15 protein-coding genes are annotated in these 18,061 nt (G+C 42.2%); 9 read left to right on the top strand and 6 right to left on the bottom strand.

The annotated features are described in order from the left end of the window. Positions 1-9: 9 nt before the first annotated feature. Together proQ and MCT08_RS08880 are read right to left on the bottom strand one after the other, a co-directional pair. Positions 10-633 carry an RNA chaperone ProQ gene (gene proQ, locus MCT08_RS08875; RefSeq protein WP_053311566.1) on the bottom strand — a complete coding sequence of 208 codons (624 nt, stop codon included), beginning with the start codon at positions 631-633 and terminating at the stop codon, positions 10-12. 99 nt (positions 634-732) lie between these two features. Next, the gene (locus MCT08_RS08880; protein WP_274678270.1) at positions 733-1,206 is read right to left on the bottom strand and encodes a GAF domain-containing protein; all 474 of its coding nucleotides are present in this window, start codon (positions 1,204-1,206) and stop codon (positions 733-735) included. Positions 1,207-1,298: 92 nt separating this feature from the next. On the opposite strand from MCT08_RS08880, the gene MCT08_RS08885 reads away from it, so the two are divergent. The 4 genes from MCT08_RS08885 (at position 1,299) to rsmF (ending at position 8,547) form a co-directional block, all read left to right on the top strand. Further along, positions 1,299-3,101, top strand: coding sequence for an ABC transporter ATP-binding protein (locus MCT08_RS08885; protein ID WP_274678271.1), 1,803 nt, complete (start codon positions 1,299-1,301; stop codon positions 3,099-3,101). A gap of 27 nt (positions 3,102-3,128) precedes the next feature. Continuing rightward, positions 3,129-4,385 carry a paraquat-inducible protein A gene (locus MCT08_RS08890; RefSeq protein ID WP_274678272.1) on the top strand — a complete coding sequence of 419 codons (1,257 nt, stop codon included), beginning with the start codon at positions 3,129-3,131 and terminating at the stop codon, positions 4,383-4,385. Next, the gene (locus MCT08_RS08895; RefSeq protein ID WP_261926813.1) at positions 4,378-7,017 is read left to right on the top strand and encodes an MlaD family protein; all 2,640 of its coding nucleotides are present in this window, start codon (positions 4,378-4,380) and stop codon (positions 7,015-7,017) included. The genes MCT08_RS08890 and MCT08_RS08895 overlap by 8 nt, the downstream gene beginning before the upstream one ends. 105 nt (positions 7,018-7,122) lie before the next feature. Further along, the gene (gene rsmF / locus MCT08_RS08900) at positions 7,123-8,547 is read left to right on the top strand and encodes a 16S rRNA (cytosine(1407)-C(5))-methyltransferase RsmF (RefSeq protein ID WP_274678273.1); all 1,425 of its coding nucleotides are present in this window, start codon (positions 7,123-7,125) and stop codon (positions 8,545-8,547) included. Between the two features lie 175 nt (positions 8,548-8,722). On the opposite strand, the gene MCT08_RS08905 is transcribed toward rsmF, so the two are convergent. Beyond that, positions 8,723-9,556 carry a CvfB family protein gene (locus MCT08_RS08905; protein ID WP_053311572.1) on the bottom strand — a complete coding sequence of 278 codons (834 nt, stop codon included), beginning with the start codon at positions 9,554-9,556 and terminating at the stop codon, positions 8,723-8,725. A 100-nt stretch (positions 9,557-9,656) separates the two neighbouring features. Between MCT08_RS08905 and MCT08_RS08910 the strand changes: the two genes are divergently transcribed. Further along, positions 9,657-11,009 (top strand): hypothetical protein, encoded by a 1,353-nt coding sequence (locus tag MCT08_RS08910; protein WP_168522254.1) that lies wholly within the window; start codon positions 9,657-9,659, stop codon positions 11,007-11,009. Positions 11,010-11,031: 22 nt separating this feature from the next. Here the strand turns inward: MCT08_RS08910 and MCT08_RS08915 are convergent, their stop codons facing one another. Together MCT08_RS08915 and MCT08_RS08920 are read right to left on the bottom strand one after the other, a co-directional pair. Continuing rightward, the gene (locus tag MCT08_RS08915) at positions 11,032-11,511 is read right to left on the bottom strand and encodes a PaaI family thioesterase (protein WP_053311574.1); all 480 of its coding nucleotides are present in this window, start codon (positions 11,509-11,511) and stop codon (positions 11,032-11,034) included. Between the two features lie 118 nt (positions 11,512-11,629). Then, positions 11,630-12,520, bottom strand: a complete 891-nt coding sequence (locus tag MCT08_RS08920) for a putative PEP-binding protein (RefSeq protein WP_168522256.1) — start codon at positions 12,518-12,520, stop codon at positions 11,630-11,632. Positions 12,521-12,728: 208 nt separating this feature from the next. Between MCT08_RS08920 and MCT08_RS08925 the strand changes: the two genes are divergently transcribed. Together MCT08_RS08925 and MCT08_RS08930 are read left to right on the top strand one after the other, a co-directional pair. Beyond that, positions 12,729-13,790: a 3-deoxy-7-phosphoheptulonate synthase gene (locus MCT08_RS08925; RefSeq protein ID WP_053311576.1), complete on the top strand. Its 1,062-nt coding sequence runs from the start codon at positions 12,729-12,731 to the stop codon at positions 13,788-13,790. A 15-nt stretch (positions 13,791-13,805) separates the two neighbouring features. Further along, positions 13,806-14,288: a YajQ family cyclic di-GMP-binding protein gene (locus MCT08_RS08930; protein WP_053311577.1), complete on the top strand. Its 483-nt coding sequence runs from the start codon at positions 13,806-13,808 to the stop codon at positions 14,286-14,288. A gap of 90 nt (positions 14,289-14,378) precedes the next feature. On the opposite strand, the gene MCT08_RS08935 is transcribed toward MCT08_RS08930, so the two are convergent. Then, complete coding sequence (locus tag MCT08_RS08935; protein WP_261915530.1) at positions 14,379-15,299, bottom strand: precorrin-2 dehydrogenase/sirohydrochlorin ferrochelatase family protein; 921 nt, start codon at positions 15,297-15,299, stop codon at positions 14,379-14,381. A 458-nt stretch (positions 15,300-15,757) separates the two neighbouring features. On the opposite strand from MCT08_RS08935, the gene MCT08_RS08940 reads away from it, so the two are divergent. Together MCT08_RS08940 and MCT08_RS08945 are read left to right on the top strand one after the other, a co-directional pair. Then, on the top strand, positions 15,758-16,786 hold the full coding sequence (locus MCT08_RS08940) for an amino acid ABC transporter substrate-binding protein (protein ID WP_053311580.1): 1,029 nt from the start codon (positions 15,758-15,760) through the stop codon (positions 16,784-16,786). A gap of 69 nt (positions 16,787-16,855) precedes the next feature. Further along, complete coding sequence (locus tag MCT08_RS08945) at positions 16,856-18,061, top strand: amino acid ABC transporter permease (protein WP_274678274.1); 1,206 nt, start codon at positions 16,856-16,858, stop codon at positions 18,059-18,061.

Here is an 18,061-nt window from a genome sequence, read left to right on the forward strand (position 1 = left end):
ATTTCTCCTTTAAGCGCGCAAGTGCTCCACTTTTACAACCATTTGTAGGCCGTTAACAAGTTGAACGCGCACATCTTCCTTATTAATTTCAACAATGGTCGCAGCCATGTTTCCTTTACCCATGTTTACGTTCACTTGCTTACCAGTGATCATTTCATCGGCATTTAAAGCGCGTGTCTCTACCGGTTTTTCAACTTTCTGAGCTTTAGCTTGAGGACGACGAGCTTGAGGCTTCTTCGCTTTTGGCTGCTTCGCTTTCGCTTCTTCACGTGCTTTCTGTGCTTGTTCTTTACGACGCGCTTGCACACGAGCTTTGCTCTCTGCCAAGGCAGCTTGTGCATGCTCTACATGTTCTTCTTCTAACTCACCACATGGGTTACCATCAAGGTCAACGCGAGTCGCACCCGCTTTAACACCATGTAGGTAACGCCAAGATGACGTGTACTGTCTTAACGCAGCACGTAGCTGAGTTTTGCTCACTTTTTCATCTTCGCTTAGACGTTCAGCAAGATCTTGAAAAATACCAATTTTTAGAGGTTTGGCTTCACCTTCTAAAGTAAAGCACTTTGGGAAACATTCAGCAATGTACGCAATCACTTCTTTGCTGTTTTTTAACTTTTCAGTGTTTTCCATGAGGATTCCTGGTTTATGCGGCTTTTCCGCGAGGCATTAATATAAATATGTTCGGTATTATAGTGACCTAAATGCGAAAAACCACAGGCAATGACCAATTTATGCCTTGTTAGCGTGTGAATTGAGCAGCTTTTCTATCTCAACCATCAATTCTGTTAGTCCTTTTTCATCAATTTCCGAAAAACGGCCAATACTTGGGCTATCAATATCTAATACCCCTGCTACATTACCATTGATTGAAAATGGAATAACAAGCTCAGAATTACTCGCCGCATCACAAGCGATATGCCCTTCAAATGCGTGGACATCGTAAATACGTTGAACAGTATTGCTAGCGGCTGCCGTACCACATACGCCTCGCCCTAACGGAATGCGAACACAGGCGGGTTGACCTTGAAATGGGCCAAGCACTAGTTCACCATCTTTGATCAAATAAAAGCCAACCCAATTGAGATCCTCTAATTCCATATTAAGTAACGCACTTAAATTCGAAAGGTTCGCAATTAGATCCGTTTCAGATTCCAATAGCGATAAGGCTTGTTTGGTTAAGCGCTGGTAATGTTCTATGTTCATATTAGCTAAACTTCCAATTGAAAACTAAAGACATCCGTTTTTGAACGACGTACAATTTCGCCACAATATAAATAGGATGCATTCTCATTACAATGATTAATTCCAGTGACACTATTAGCCGTTCTTGGTTGATAAAACAAGTAAAAAAACATCGAGCAACTTTGCTGTTTGCCAACGCCATTGCAATAGCTGCCACTTTAATCAGTGTCCCTATCCCCTTGCTTATGCCATTGATGGTCGATGAAGTACTTCTCAATAAACCCGCATCCGGTTTGGCAATGATGAATACCGTCTTACCGACAGCATGGCAAACCCCAACAGGCTATATTGGGTTAACCTTATTGCTGGTCGTGTTGATGCGCAGCGTAAGCCAGGCTCTGAATATTCTTCAAAGCCGCCAATTCACTCTTGTTTCTAAGACCATCACCTATCATATGCGCGCTAAAATGATAGATAAATTAGGTCGAATTAGTATTCAACAATACGAGACAAGAGGTAGTGGCGGTATCAATGCTCACTTGATTACAGACATCGAAACTATCGATCAGTTCATTGGTAGTACGCTGAGCAAATTTATCATTAGCCTCTTTACTGTTATTGGTACTGCAGCCGTGCTGCTATGGCTTGAATGGCGACTTGGGTTGTTCATTTTATTAGTGAATCCAATTGTCATTTACTTTTCACGTAAACTGGGCAGTAAAGTAAAGCACCTCAAGAAACGCGAAAACCAATCTTATGAGCGTTTTCAAAATCGGCTGGTAGAAACTTTAGACGGTATTTACCAACTTCGTGCTGCTAATAAAGAACGTGTATTTCTAAATCAATTAAAAATGCAAGCGAACCAAGTGCGAATCGATGCTGATAAGTATGCTTGGCAATCTGAAGCTGCTGGGCGCGTTTCTTTTCTTCTCTTCCTACTCGGTTTTGAGCTTTTCAGAGCCGTAGCAATGTTGATGGTTCTGTTTAGTGATTTAACCATTGGTCAAATTTTTGCTGTATTTGGCTATTTGTGGTTTATGCTAGGTCCGGTTCAAGAGCTGCTAGGCATTCAATTTTCTTGGTACAGTGCCAAAGCCGCCTTTACTCGCATCAACGCTCTACTATCGCTTGATGAAGAGCCAAGACCGATAAGTAAAATCAACCCATTTACGCAGCAAAAGCAGGTTGATGTAGAAATATCACACATCAATTTTGCCTACGATAACAACCAAAATGTGCTAACAGATCTGTCACTGAGTATTCCTCGCGGTAAAAAAGTCGCCTTAGTCGGCGCTAGTGGTGGTGGTAAATCAACACTGATTCAGCTGTTGATTGGTATGTATCAACCCAAATCTGGAGAAATTCGTTTTAATGGCGCCACAACCGAAGAGATCAGTTTTGATATTATTAGAGATAATATAGCCGTTGTATTACAGCAACCTATACTATTTAACGATACTTTGAGGCATAATTTGACTTTGGGTGAGCATTACGATGAAACCCAACTTTGGCAGGCGCTACAAATTGCCCAAATGCAAGATGTTATTGCTAATTTGAGTGACGGACTGGATACTTTAATTGGGCGAAACGGCATTCGGCTATCAGGTGGACAGCGTCAACGTTTAGCGATTGCTCGTATGGTGCTTAGTGATCCTAGGTTCGTTATTTTGGATGAAGCCACTTCAGCCTTAGACACAGCCACTGAAGCAGCGCTGCATGATGCTCTAAACGATTTTTTGAGTGGCCGAACCACATTAATTGTTGCGCATCGCCTTTCAGCCGTGAAACAGGCAGACATCATTTACGTGCTTGAAGATGGCCAAGTAAGCCAGACTGGTACGCATCGGGAATTAGTAACACAAGATGGTTTATATCAAACGTTATATGGAAATATACAGTCACACGTCACTCAGTGACAACGTCACTCAAAATGGGGCTCTTGTTTGTCTGTGAAAGTTCTTGAACAGCATCCTAGTGCGTCAAATGCTATCAGACTCTGCCAAGGCTGCGAACTGGCGGTTGATATAGTTGATGTCGCACAAGGTAAAAGTGCTTATTGTCCTCGCTGCGGCACTCAACTGTATCGCGGGGGTAAACCATCTTTATCTGGTGACCTTGCGATAGCGGTAACCTGCTTATTACTGTTCATTCCTTCGCATTTTTTCGATTTTATTAGTATTCGTTTGGTTGGCGTAATGATTCCCGCCACCCTACCCTCAGGGGTATTGGCTTTGATGGATGAAGGCTTTTCTCTGATTGCATTACTGGTTTTGTTTTGCAGTTCGATTGCCCCATTTTTAGTGTGTTCTTCAGTGGTCACAGCGCATATGGCACTGCGCTTTCACTGGTTTTCTGTACTCAACTATTCGCTTATTATCATTCACAAACTAAAACCTTGGGTGATGATCGATGTTTTTTTGGTCAGCGTAGCGGTTTCTTGCTTTAAACTTCAAGATTATTCAGATATTCATATTGGCGTTGGGCTGTATGGTCTGGTGTTACTACAATTGGCTACGGTTCTACTTGCTACTCGCGTCAGCGTGAGACGTTATTGGGAAGCATGGAAACCAGAAAATCAATACACATTTGAACATAAAGATGTCCACTGCCATCATTGTCATTTATCGCAACCCGAAAACCACCATTGTGTCCGCTGCGAGCAAAAGCTCTATCACCGCAAGCCTAATTCAATACAGCGTACCTGGGCCTATTTAATCGCTGCAAGCATTGCTATTTTCCCTGCAAACCTTATCCCAATATCAATCTTGATCACCAATGGACAACGATTGGAAGACACCATTTTTTCTGGTGTTGCATCATTAATTAATAGCGACATGGTCGGAATCGCCATCATTATTTTTGTCGCAAGTATTGTCGTACCTATTATCAAAATTTTTGGCCTGACCTATTTGCTTCTTGCAATCAAATTCAAACGGCAAGTGTACCATCGGCAGCGCATGACGATTTTCTTTGCTATTAAATGGATAGGTAAATGGTCTGTTATGGATCTGTTCGTAATTTCAATTATGCTGACATTAGTCGATCGAGGGCAAATTCTCGATTTTACACCGGGTTATGGTGCTGTCGCCTTTGGCATGGTCGTCGTATTGACCATGTTAGCGGCTGAAAGCATGGACCCTCGACTCATCTGGGATAACTACCCAGATACATCAGAAAAAAATGAGCTTTCAAATGAGTAAATCAGCTTCAACCCAGAATTCTTACACCCCTGATGTGAAAAGAAATAAAGGTATTTCTCCTCTGTGGATTTTACCGATACTAACCATGTTGCTTGCCGGATGGTTGGTTACAAAAGCAATTCATGATGCAGGGGAAAGAATTCAAATTTATTTTTCGGATGCTCAAGGTTTAGTTGCTGGTAGAACAACCATTCGCTACCAGGGCTTAGAAGTCGGTATGGTACGTGATATCAACTTATCTGAAGGGTTAGAAAGCATTTACGTGGATGCAGATATTTATCCAGAAGCAACCCAACTGCTCAATGACCAAACGCGTTTCTGGTTAGTCAAACCAACCGCTAGCCTTTCAGGTATTTCTGGGTTGGATGCGCTAGTATCAGGTAACTATATTGCGATTCAACCGGGCAATGAAGGTACCTCGACGGATCACAATAATATCTTTCGCGCTTTAGATAATGCCCCTTCAGATTTACAACCCGATCAAGGGTTGATTATTTCTTTGAAAGCACGTGATTTAGGGGGGCTTTCTATTGGCTCTCAAATTGTCTATAAGAAAATACCTATAGGCGAAGTCTTTAACTATCAACTCGATAAAGACGCAAAATCAGTCATCATCCAAGCCTCTGTCGATGATGAATATCGACACATCATTACTAATGAAAGCCGTTTTTGGAATGTCAGTGGCATTGGTGCCAGTATTGGTTTTGAGGGAGTTGATGTTCGATTAGAAAGCCTCAGCGCTCTTATTGGCGGGTCCATCGCGGTCGATTCCCCTGATGGTGGAGAACCCGTCAAACAGAATACCCAGTTTAGACTCTATAGAGATTTAAAAACAGCAGGTCGTGGTATTCCCGTCAAGATAACCCTACCCGATCAACATAATATTGGTTCAACTGGAGCTCCTATCATGTATCGCGGAATTGAAGTTGGCCAAGTGACAGACTTGCAATTAAGCCAAGGACGAAAACAAGTCGTTGCCTCTGCCGCCATTCAACCTGCTTTCAGTGACATGCTAAATTCTGGTAGTCGCTTTGTGTTGGAAGAGGCAAAAGTTTCACTCTCGGGCGTTGAAAACATTGGTAACTTAATCAAAGGTAATTATTTGACTCTGGTTCCAGGAGAAGGCAGCAAGGCAAGGAGCTTCACCGCTATCCGACAATTTGAGTTCAACCAGTCACAAGCTAAATCCATTGCGATTAAACTTATTGCAGACAGCTCATATGGGTTAGATGTTGGCACTCAAATTCTATATCGAGGCATTGCTGTCGGTTCAGTTATTGGCGTCGTGTTAGAGCAAGACCACGTAGCCTTAAACACCTTAATTGATGAGCAGTACTCATCCCTGATTCGCTCTCAAAGTCGCTTTTATATTACAGGGTCGGCAACCGCAGAGCTCACGGAGTCAGGACTCAATGTATCAATCCCTCCAGCCAAACAATTATTAACCGGTTCAATTAGTTTTGTCAGTGAAGGGAGCGAGAAAGTTTATCCCGAATATCATTTATACCCGAGTCAGTCTTTGGCGGAACTTGCAAAATACAACCAAAGTGGTTCGCAAATGCTGACTCTTTTAGCTGATGAATTACCACCAATCAGCCAAGGTAGCCCTCTTCTATACCGTAATTTGCAAGTCGGTAGCGTCTCTGGATTTAAGCTTACGAAAGACGGTGTAAAAATCGAGGTGAAAATTGAGAATCAATACCGTCACCTAATTACGAACCAAACTGTATTTTGGAATCGTTCTGGTGTTGAAGTCGAGGCATCACTGGCCGGCGTTAGTGTCAAAGCAGCACCACTCAAAACATTGCTACAAGGTGGTATTGCGTTTGATTCCTTGCAAGGTATCGATAATAAAAATAATAGCTTGTGGAAATTATATGACAGCTATGAGCAAGCGAGAAAATATGGACAAGAAGTGACCTTGATTGCTGATAGTTCTCTTGGTATCACTGAAGGGACATCGATTAAATACAATAATATTGTTGTCGGTGAAGTCACATCTGTAACTCCCGACTTTCAGACCGGCATCATAACTCTTAAAGCCCGTATTGATCCTAGTTACGCCACTGATGTTGCAAGAGTTGACACGCATTTCTGGGTTGCTAAAACTAAAATCGGTCTAGATGGTATCGAAAACTTACAAAACTTAATCACCAGTAGTATTGAAGTACGGCCAGGCACTGGCAAGCCGAATTATCAATTCAAGTTAGAAAAGCAGCCGAAGCAAGAAACAGGTGTTGAGTTTACACTGCAAAGTGAAAGACGAGGCTCAGTGACTGAAGGAACACCAGTCCTTTACCGAGAAATGGAAGTAGGCGTCGTCACCCATGTAAAATTAGGCGACTTCGCTGACCGAGTTATTTTCACGGTAGAAATTCAAAAACCGTTCGCTTATTTAGTGCGTAATAACAGTGTGTTTTGGAATGTTTCTGGGGTTGATGTCTCTATCGGGTTATCAGGCGCCAACATAAAGGCTGGAACCATAGACAGTATTGTGCGTGGAGGGATTACCTTTGCGACTCCCGAACAAAAGCAGTTACAACCTATCGCAAAACAAGGGCAAGCGTTTTACTTGTACCCTGCGGCAACACCAGAGTGGACTCAGTGGAGAACAGCGATTCCCAAACCTTAATCCGCCTCTTTAAAAAATGCAGCCTCCGAGCTGCATTTTTTACGGTTCTTATCTCATCTCGATTCTTATATAATTCGCAGCCAAACTTCCAGATGAGACAGAACCTTGCACGCCAACATAACATTGCCAGAAGCATTTCTTACGACAATTGAAGCAATATTACCCAATGAACTCACTATGAGTGATTTTATTGCAGCTTGTCAGCGCCCTCTTCGTAAAAGTATTCGAGTCAATACACTCAAGATCTCTACCGAACACTTTTGCCAGCGAGCAGCAGAAAAAGGATGGCAATTGTCTCCAGTGCCTTGGTGTGATACGGGGTTTTGGATTGAAGCTGATGAGTCGCAAGTTCCTCTCGGCAACACAGCTGAACACATGGCGGGGCTTTTTTATATTCAAGAAGCCAGCTCCATGATGCCAGTTTCAGCTCTATTTATGGATGAAAGCGCCCCCTTTAATGCTGTATTAGATATGGCGGCAGCGCCCGGCTCTAAAACCACACAAATAGCCGCTCAAATGAGTAATTTAGGTGTTTTAGTCGCCAATGAATTTTCAGCTAGTCGCGTCAAAGTACTGCACGCCAACATAGAGCGTTGTGGCGTGCGCAATAGTGCACTTAGCAATTTCGATGGTCGAGTGTTTGGAGGGTGGTTACCAGAACAATTTGACGCAGTACTTATTGATGCGCCTTGTTCTGGTGAAGGCACGATTCGTAAAGATCCAGATGCAATGAAAAACTGGAGTAAAGCGTCGGTACTTTCCATTGCTGAAACACAGAAAGACTTAATCGAAAGTGCTTTTCATGCTCTCAAACCTGGTGGCGTAATGGTTTACTCTACCTGCACATTAAGTACAGAAGAAAACCAACAAGTTTGTCACCATCTAAAGGCCACCTTCGGCGAAGCGTTAGAATTTGTTTCTCTAGGTGATTTATTTGAGAATGCCAGTGCTTCATTAACTGAAGATGGCTTTTTGCATATATTCCCGCAAGTTTACGATTGTGAAGGTTTCTTTGTCGCGAAAGTCCGTAAATTAAGTTCCGTACCGAGCCCTGAAGTTAAAAAGCGTTTGGGTAAATTCCCATTTGAAAAAGCCAGTACCAAAGTACAGCAAGATATTGCACTACAGCTTAAAAAATCACTGGATATTGTGCTGCCTAGCGACGCCAGCGTATGGTTGCGCGATAACGATGTATGGTTATTTCCCAACACATTAGAGCCGATGTTGGGTGAATTACGTTTTTCTCGAATGGGGATAAAAATTGCTGAAGCGCATAAGAAAGGTTATCGCTGGCAACACCAAGTCGCGACAGCGCTAGCTACTGGCAATGAAGCCAATTGCGTCATACTTTCGGTTGATGAAGCAAGAGATTGGTATATGGGCAGAGATGTCAGGCCAGAACAACCATCGAGCCAAGGTGAAGTCATCGTAAAGCTCGGGAATGATGTAATTGGGTTAGGGAAATGGGTCGGTAACCGCGTTAAAAATGGCTTGCCAAGAGAGCTAGTTAAAGACAAAAACCTATTCTAAACGGATAAACTATAGAATGAAATTTTAAAAAATCATCGCTAACGCGTGCATACCGACTACACTTATAAGGAAAGCACAACACGACTCTTTAGTGATTAGCGTAGGCTCTGTAAGAGCCATTCCCCTGGGCCCAAAGACGGTTGAGTTTTGGGCCTTTTTTTTCTTCCAACAATAATTAAACTAAACGAATACCGTCAGGTTCGATGGTAATTTTGCCCTGCTTATAGAGACCACCAATGCTTTTCTTAAACGTGCCTTTACTAGTACGGAAGGTAGCAAAAATAGCGTCAGGCGTTGACTTATCACTTAACGGTAAGAATCCACCTTTTTTCTCCAGAAGTTCAAGGATTTTTGCGCTCATTTCATCCATTTTTTCGACACCAACTTTTTGCAAAGCAAGGTCAATTTTTCCATCTTCGCGAACGTTCTTAATGTACCCCTTCAACGATTTGCCGATAAATAGCTTGCCAAACACATCCGATGGGAAAATCATCCCCCAATGTTGACCGTTGATGATCGCTTTATAGCCTAAATCTGAACGCTCAGCGATAAGCAGATCCACTTGTTGATTCTTCGTGTAATTAGCCGGAGTCTTATCCAATACTTTATTGAACTTTGTTGTCCCTACAATACGACCAGAAGCCTTATCGGTATAAACATAAACCAGAATGGTCTGCCCTTCAGTAAAGCGCGCTCGTTGTTCACTGTAAGGAACCAATAGGTCTTTATCCTTGACTCCCCAATCAACAAAAACACCAGTACTGTTAACACCTTCGACTTTCATTAAACCCCATTCGCCCACTTTAGCAATGGGAGTCTCGGTTGTCGCAGCTAGCTGATTATCTGAATCAAAATACAAAAACACATCAATTTGTTGCCCTAACTCAACACCTTCGGGTACAAATCGATTCGGTAGTAACGTCGTACCAAAATCACTTGCATCTAAAAACACGCCGAAATCGGCAATTTTCACGACTTCTAAACTGTTTATTTGACCAACATTAATCATTTACTTTGTCTCACCTCAATTTTACAGAGATTATACGTGATCTCTGTTATCCTTTCCCCCATTGAAGGAGAAAAATAAGTAATTTTTTCAGGAGCTTTCTTTGGTTAATGTAGATAAACAAGACGCGATTACGCTTAAAATTTCACATGCCACGTCCCAGAGCAAAGAGGTTGATCTGGACATTTATCTATTCATTCCTGGTGATTTAGGTTTAACTCCCGAAATTCTGCCTGAGTCAGAATTCTACTATAGCTCTATCCATCAAAAACGTGCCTATTACAGTGATAAAACTTTACTGCCTTTGGTGCATAGCCGCCTTGCCCAGCGCGGTCGGCTCTCCTCGACTCAATACCGTGTCAGTTTAAGCCTATTCGCTTATCAATATGTGATTGCATTGGACAAAGCAGTGGTTCATTTGACCACAACGAGTGACAGCGTCACAGAGGATGAGGTGGATAGTGTCATTGAGCTCTCTTTGGACATCCTTAAAAAGTTACGTCGAAGTATTCCTTACGAAGAGAACTTAAAACGCTACTACGCCAACATCGATAACTACCTATCTTGGTACACAGAACAAAAGTTTCTCTCGCTGGTGGCACATATGAATCGTGATGGCGATTATAAAACCATCAAAGAGCGTTTAATTACTTTAGTCGAGAAAGAACAAGCACACCGCAAGCTAAATAACTACAATTCAGCAAAAGCTGGCGATGACATCACTCGGTTAAGCAATAAAATGCGTCTGCTTAGACGATTGATTGAGCACCCAATCGTACTCAATGAGAAAGTAACGTCTTTAGGTAGCAATATGAAACGGGCAGTAAAAGGCATCGCAACAGGATTAGTCATGCTTTTTGTTACCATTATTGCGATTACCGCTCGCGATTATTGGGGAGAAATTACGGCTTCCTTCATCATCGCCATGTCATTTGTTTATGCGCTTCGCGAAATATTTAAAGACGACTTACGAGACATACTATGGCGTTGGATTCGTCGGGGTAAACCTAAGTGGAAACGCCGTTACATAGACCCAACCACAGGAAAAACAGTAGGACATAAGCTAGAGTGGCTAGACTATACCAACCTCAATAAGTTACCCGATAGAATCAAAGCGATACGCAAAAAGAGAGTAGTCCAACGTGAGGAGCAGGTACTGCATTATCGATCCGAAACGCAAATGTCGACTTCTCGTTTTATGAGCGGCTATGAAGAAACACGTGAAACGCTACAGGTTGATCTTCGCCCCATCACTCGTTTAATAGACAAAGGCTCAAACAGAATCTACCAATTAAACGGTGGACAAGTCAGCCGCGAGTCCGTTGAAAAACGGCACTTACTAAACTTGATCATTAAAGAAGATAACCACCAAGGTAAAGCGCGCTACTATCGTTGGAAAATAGTGCTTAATCGCAGCAAAATTGTCGATGTTGAACAAATTGAATTGGATGGGTAACGTCCAATTCAATCTAATGGTTTTACTTCCCTATTCGCTTTAGAGATAGCGTCAAAAGAAACTCAGCCATAACTTCATCACCATGTAAAGTAGGACATGTTGCAGTAATTTTCACTATCTGATTAACACGCTCTCCAGTGGCTATTGTTTCATCCAGCATGCTGTCAATGAGCTGACCGTCATGACAATGAAAATGCACATCGGCCTCAGGACGTTTTAAGAATTCAGCCTGTAAGGCTTTAAAAGCCAAAGAAACTTTGCTGCCCCGTTGTTCAGCTTTATGCATGGCCATAAAACCACCTGCTACATCAGCACCAACCGCAAGCACACCAAAATACATACTATTTAAGTGGTTTTTATTGCGCCGCTTTAAAGGAATTCTGATCTCAACCGACTGATCATTCAACTGCAAAATTTTGGGACGGCATGACCAAATAAGTGGTACTTTGAAAAAGCCAAATAGGCTTAAGTAGAGGTTTGCTTTGGTAAGTGGGGAGAGCATATAAACTGACCTTTTTATATAGTTGTCGGACCAGTTCAAATTACAGCGCGATAAATGTCAATAAATTGTTACTAAAAGTAAGAGCTGAGCGTAACTATTCTACGCTCAGCTGAATTCATTATATTTTTACCACAACATCTGCTTGTGTATTTTCCACTAAATGCTCTTGAAGTTTTGGATAGTCGGCTAGAGATTGCGTAACCACTAGAATCGGCTTTTTGGCTTGGCAAGCAGCTTTGACGGCTAAGTCCAATAGTGCAACAACGGCTTCACTTTCAGGATTAAATAGATGCGCAAGTGCAGCATTGTTCTTATCGATGCCCAAGGTGTATTGCGTTAGATTATCAATATTAATTGTGATGCCATCGAAATAGTGCATTAAACGCTCTGCTAACAACGCCGCCGAAGGCACATCACAAGAGTAATGTACTTTCAAACCTTGCAAACCACGCGGTAATCCTTGCTCTGCAAGACGGTCGATGATCGTAGCCGCATCGCTCAATGTTCTAACAAAAGGCACGACAATTTCTACATTCACACCCGCATTGCGTAGAGCTTTAACCACCGAGCACTCATAGGAGAATGCTTTTGCGTACTGTTGAGAAGCAAAGCGAGAGACGCCTCTCACTCCCATGGCTGGGTTGACTTCCTCGGGTTCAACCGAGCCACCAAGCAATGCTTTGTATGCATAGCTATCAGCATCACTTAAGCAAACTCGAATCGTTTGATGTGATTCTTGCACCGCTGACAATACCTTATCCACTATCGTCGCGGTAAAGTGCTCAGAAACCTCTTTATCATTGAGAATCGACTGCGCCGATTCTTGTTCTAGTTCTGATAAGTTCGCAAAATGTTGCTCAATCGATGGGTGATAAAATAGCGAATCCAATATAATATCTGACAGTGAGACATAAAGATGTTGAGCGTTTCCACTCGTTTCAATGGCCGCTGGAAGAGCATCACCAAGAACTAACTGTGCATGCATCGTGCTGTTTTGTGTCAAACTCATTACTGCTCCCTAACACTTTTTATTATCTTAATCTGGAAAATACCTATAGCGAGGATCGAATACAAGAACAAAAGTAAATATTTATGAAAATATACTGAATAAATTTTCACTTTACGCATTGTCGATAATAAGTTTTCCGTTTTACAGTTTATTCCTCTTGCCAATTCCGCTATCTTTAGCGCTTCGCAATAAGAGTACAGGCTTTAGTATGCCATTAAAAACAGATGAATTAAGAACTCAAGCAATGGGTCCAATGCCAACACCAGCAGAGCTTGGAAATGCGCATCCGATCACAAATGATGTTGCTGAGCGTATTGCCAACTCACGTCGTCAAATTGAAAACATCCTCACAGGTCAAGATGATCGTCTACTCGTTATCGTTGGACCATGCTCAGTTCATGATACTGAAGCCGCTTTAGATTACGCACGCCGTTTAAGTTCAATTCAAGCTCAATACGATAATGAGCTTTTCATTGTTATGCGTACCTATTTTGAAAAACCAAGAACTGTAATTGGGTGGAAAGGCTTAATTACCGATCCAAACTTAGATGGTTCATACGCATTAGAAACCGGCCTAAATAAAGCACGTCAGTTGTTGCTTGATATCAATAAGCTAGGCTTAGCGACGGCCACTGAATTTCTCGATATGATCACTGGTCAATATATTGCTGACCTCATCACTTGGGGAGCGATCGGTGCTCGTACAACTGAATCTCAAATTCACCGTGAAATGGCCTCTGCACTTTCATGCCCAGTCGGTTTTAAAAATGGCACCAATGGTAATATCAAAATTGCTATTGATGCTATTCGCGCTGCACAAGCTTCGCACTATTTTTACTCACCAGATAAAAATGGCCGCATGACAGTATACCGTACCAGTGGTAATCCATATGGACATGTCATTTTACGCGGTGGGGACACTGGACCTAATTTTGATGCCGATTCAGTGGCGAATTCCTGTCAGCAATTGGCTGAGTTTGGTCTACCACAGCGCCTTGTTGTTGACTTCAGTCACGCCAATTGCCAGAAGCAGCACAGAAAACAAATCGAGGTTGCCGCTGATATTTGTGCGCAAATTCGAGCAGGAAAAGATTTTGTCGCAGGCATTATGGCGGAGAGCTTTATTATTGAAGGCAATCAACCAATGCACGACTTAGATAACCTAACTTACGGCCAATCCATCACTGACCCTTGCTTAGGCTGGGATGAAACAGTGACCATGCTTGATATGCTTGCTAAAGCAATCGCAGACCGCCGCAACTTAAAATAAATATAAGGAACCACCATGCCTTCTTTTGATATCGTTTCAGAAGTCGATAATGTTGAAATTCGTAACGCTGTCGACAATGCAAACCGTGAACTGGCTACTCGCTTTGACTTTAGAAATGTTGAAGCCAGTTTTGAACTCAAAGATGAAACCGTAAAACTCTCTGCTGAGCATGATTTCCAACTGAACCAGATGATGGATATCTTACGCGGAAACCTTGCAAAACGAGGAGTAGACGCAAACTCCATAGATGCCAAAGAAGCTGTTGGTACAGGCAGACGCTGGCACAAAGATGTCCAGTTTAAGCAAGGAGTGGATACCTTAACAGCGAAGAAAGTAGTGAAAGCGATTAAAGATGCAAAGCTAAAAGTTCAAGCATCAATCCAAGGTGATAAAGTACGAGTCACAGGTAAGAAGAGAGACGACTTACAGTCGGTAATCGCACTTATGCGTGAATCGGATATGGGACAACCCTTCCAATACGAGAATTTCCGAGACTAACTTAAAATGCCACCGCATACCGGTGGCTTATTTTTATTCAAGCAATTTGCATACTCGATTAAAGCTTTAAACCTAACGAACGGCTAATAGCTATAAGGTTAAATCTGCCCCTATTAACAGTGTGTAATCTGTTGCCTGCTTAGGCATCAACACACAAATTCGTCGTTTTTCTGCTCTCGCTTGGTTTAATTTTTCTGCAAGCTGCGCTGCATCTTGGAAACTTTCCCTTTCCGCATCCCGACGGACGAGGTCAATAAACTCAAATGGGCAGTTTTCTTCAAAGAATACGACCTCTGCACGCTGCATATAACGGAGCGCTTTAATCGGTAATAGCTCTACATCATCACCAAAATTGATCCATGTACATTGCCCTTCATTATCAATAGGTTGCTTCAAAGCTTGTTGGTATAGCGCCTCCAAATCCTCTCTATTTTTTGCATTTTCAACTTTAGGCTCACCGAGAAACTCTTCCCAAAACTTACGTCGTTCCGACACAGAAGCTAACGACTGTTTGATCGAATTTCGCTTAGATGAGCCAAAATCTGCCAATAATGATAAGTTTTGTGGTAACACTGCCTCTAGTGTTTCTCGGATATTACGAACTAAAACTGGAGATGCTCCCCCACTTGAGATCGCAATTTGAATTCGCCCACGCTCGATCATCGAAGGGGTAATGAAATCACAATACGGTTGATCGTCAACTACATTGACTAAAATTCGAGAATTTTTCGCATCTTTATGCACTTGATGATTCAGAGAAGGGTTATCCGTCGTTGCCCATACTTGCAAATAATCGTTAGTGAGTAACTCGGATGAGTAGAAATTTTGCACCCATTGACAACGCTTTTGCTCAACGAGTTCTAACAAGTATGGCTCTATTTTAGGCGATACAATCGTGACAAGAGCGCCAGCTCGGATTAAAGCATCGACTTTTCGACACGCAACTTCACCACCACCAACAACCAACACTGGTTTATCGTTCAAATTTAGAAACAGGGGAAAATACTGCATTTCATTCCATGAATAAAGTAAATAACTATTCGCTAGATGCTACCAAAAATAGGGCAACGACGACACCAAATATCCACTGCAAAATAATTATTGACTAAATTTTCAATAGTTTCCAGTGAAAAACTCCACAACCAACTAATGATACAAATGTTAATTTCATATTAAAAGATAAAGATACTGCTTCCATCTGTTGCCCTACTCTTGATCACTGTTGCACTATTTACATTCACTTAACATTTAGTCATTCTAACCACAGCTTAGGTTTGTGACTCTAATCAAAAATCTTTTCAAATTATGCATTTGAGAAAATACAAATCCTTATCTACGCTTATAACTGGTTGATTTATAAATGTGCTCTTGTGTGCAAATACAGCCAAATGAAATAAGAAACACAACATTTTTACTACGTTGTATCAGGTGTCACCTGGTTTAACATGGATCATACAGGAAGGATACAAATGGCGAATAAACTAACACTTCTTGCTTCAGTTGTAGCGGCTTCTACTGCCATGATGGCGACAACAGCTTCTGCTGCAGACAGCACCCTAGATAAAGTTCTTTCACAAGGCGTTTTGACTTGTGGCGTAAGTACTGGTCTGCCGGGCTTCTCAAACCCAAACTCTAAAGGTGAATGGGAAGGAATTGATGTTGAATATTGTCAAGCACTTGCAGCTGCAGTTCTTGGTGACAAGTCAAAAGTAAAATATGTGCCACTAACCGCTAAAGAACGTTTTACAGCACTTCAATCTGGTGAAATCGATGTTCTTTCACGTAACACAACATGGACTTTACAACGTGATAGCGCCCTAGGTCTTAACTTCGTTGGCGTAAACTACTACGACGGCCAAGGCTTTATGGTCAAGAAAGATCTTGGTATCAAGAGTGCCAAAGAACTTGATGGTGCATCTGTTTGTGTTCAGTCAGGTACCACAACAGAGCTTAACTTAGCCGATTACTTCCGTAATACCGGTATGAGCTATAAGCCAGTTGTATTTGATACTGCTGCTCAAACTTCGAAAGGTTTCGATGCTGGTCGCTGTGATGTGTTAACAACTGACCAATCAGGCCTATACGCCCTTCGCCTAAATTTACAAGACCCTAATGTAGCGGTTGTACTTCCGGAAATTATTTCTAAAGAGCCTCTTGGTCCAGTAGTACGTCAAGACGATGACAAATGGTTCAACGTTGCAAAATGGACGTTGAATGCAATGATTAACGCTGAAGAATACGGCATCACGTCTAAAAATGCTGATGAAATGCTCAAGTCAAATGATCCAAACATCAAACGTATCCTTGGCCTTGATGGACCTAAAGGTAAAGGTTTAGGTATTCGTGATGACTGGGGTTACCAAATCGTGAAACAAGTTGGTAACTACGGTGAAAGTTTTGAGCGCACCGTTGGTACTGGCTCACCACTGCAAATCTCACGTGGTGTAAATGCTTTGTGGAACGCTGGCGGCTTTATGTACGCTCCACCACTCCGTTAATAGTGAAACAAACCCAAATGGGCGGTTTCGGCCGCCTTTTTTAGAAAATGGATTTGAGGTTATAGTTGTATGAAACCTACTAATACTATTGCGGCTAAGTCTGAGGCTCCCTCGGCGAAAAGCGCAAACCTGTTCTATAATCCCACCTTTCGATCAGTCGTATTTCAAGTCATTGCAGTATCGGCATTGATCTTTTTCTTTTATACCATTGTGTCAAACGCACTTTCCAACTTAGACGCTCGCGGTATCGCGACCGGCTTTGATTTTTTAGATCAAGAGGCTGGCTTTGGGATTGGCCTAACTCTTGTTGAATATGATGAAACATTCTCTTATGGACGCACCTTTGTTGTTGGTCTTTTAAATACGGCTTTGGTTTCCTTGCTTGGTGTTATTCTAGCAACCATCCTTGGTTTCTTTATTGGGATTGCTCGTTTGTCCTCGAACTGGCTGGTGAGTCGATTAGCCGCTGTATACATTGAAACATTCCGTAATATTCCTTTGCTGTTACAAATTTTCTTTTGGTATTTTGCCGTTTTACAAGCACTGCCTTCACCAAGACAAAGCATGCAGTTAGGAAATTCAATTTTCCTTAACGTTCGAGGCCTATTCTTTCCCTCACCGGTTTTTGAAGCAGGCAGTTCAGCGATATTTTTCACCTTCATCGCTGGGTTGATAACTTCAATCATTATTGGTATATGGGCTAAAAACAGACAAAGTTTAACCGGCCAACAAACACCAATGGGCAGGATAATTTTCGCTCTGTGTGTCATTTTACCAGTCGTTGTTTATTTTATTATGGGTCGACCTATCTCTGCGGAATACCCAGCACTAAAAGGGTTCAACTTCCAGGGTGGTATAAGTATTATCCCCGAATTGGCCGCTTTACTTGTCGCACTTAGTATTTATACAGCCGCCTTCATCGCTGAGATCGTTCGTTCTGGTATCAATGCCGTCAATCACGGTCAATCAGAAGCAGCCATGTCTCTTGGCTTACCAAGATCAAAAACATTGAAACTGGTTGTGATTCCACAGGCACTACGCATCATCATCCCACCGTTAACCAGCCAGTACTTAAACTTAACGAAAAACTCATCGTTAGCTATGGCAATAGGTTATCCAGACTTAGTATCTGTTTTTGCAGGAACAACACTCAACCAGACTGGGCAAGCCATTGAAATTATCGCGATGACGATGGGGGTTTACCTAACTCTAAGCTTGGTTACCTCAGCGTTAATGAACATTTATAACCGTAAAGTTGCTTTGGTGGAGAGATAA

Origin of the sequence: Vibrio aestuarianus (genome assembly GCF_028858425.1) — a bacterium.
Lineage (GTDB): Bacteria > Pseudomonadota > Gammaproteobacteria > Enterobacterales > Vibrionaceae > Vibrio > Vibrio aestuarianus.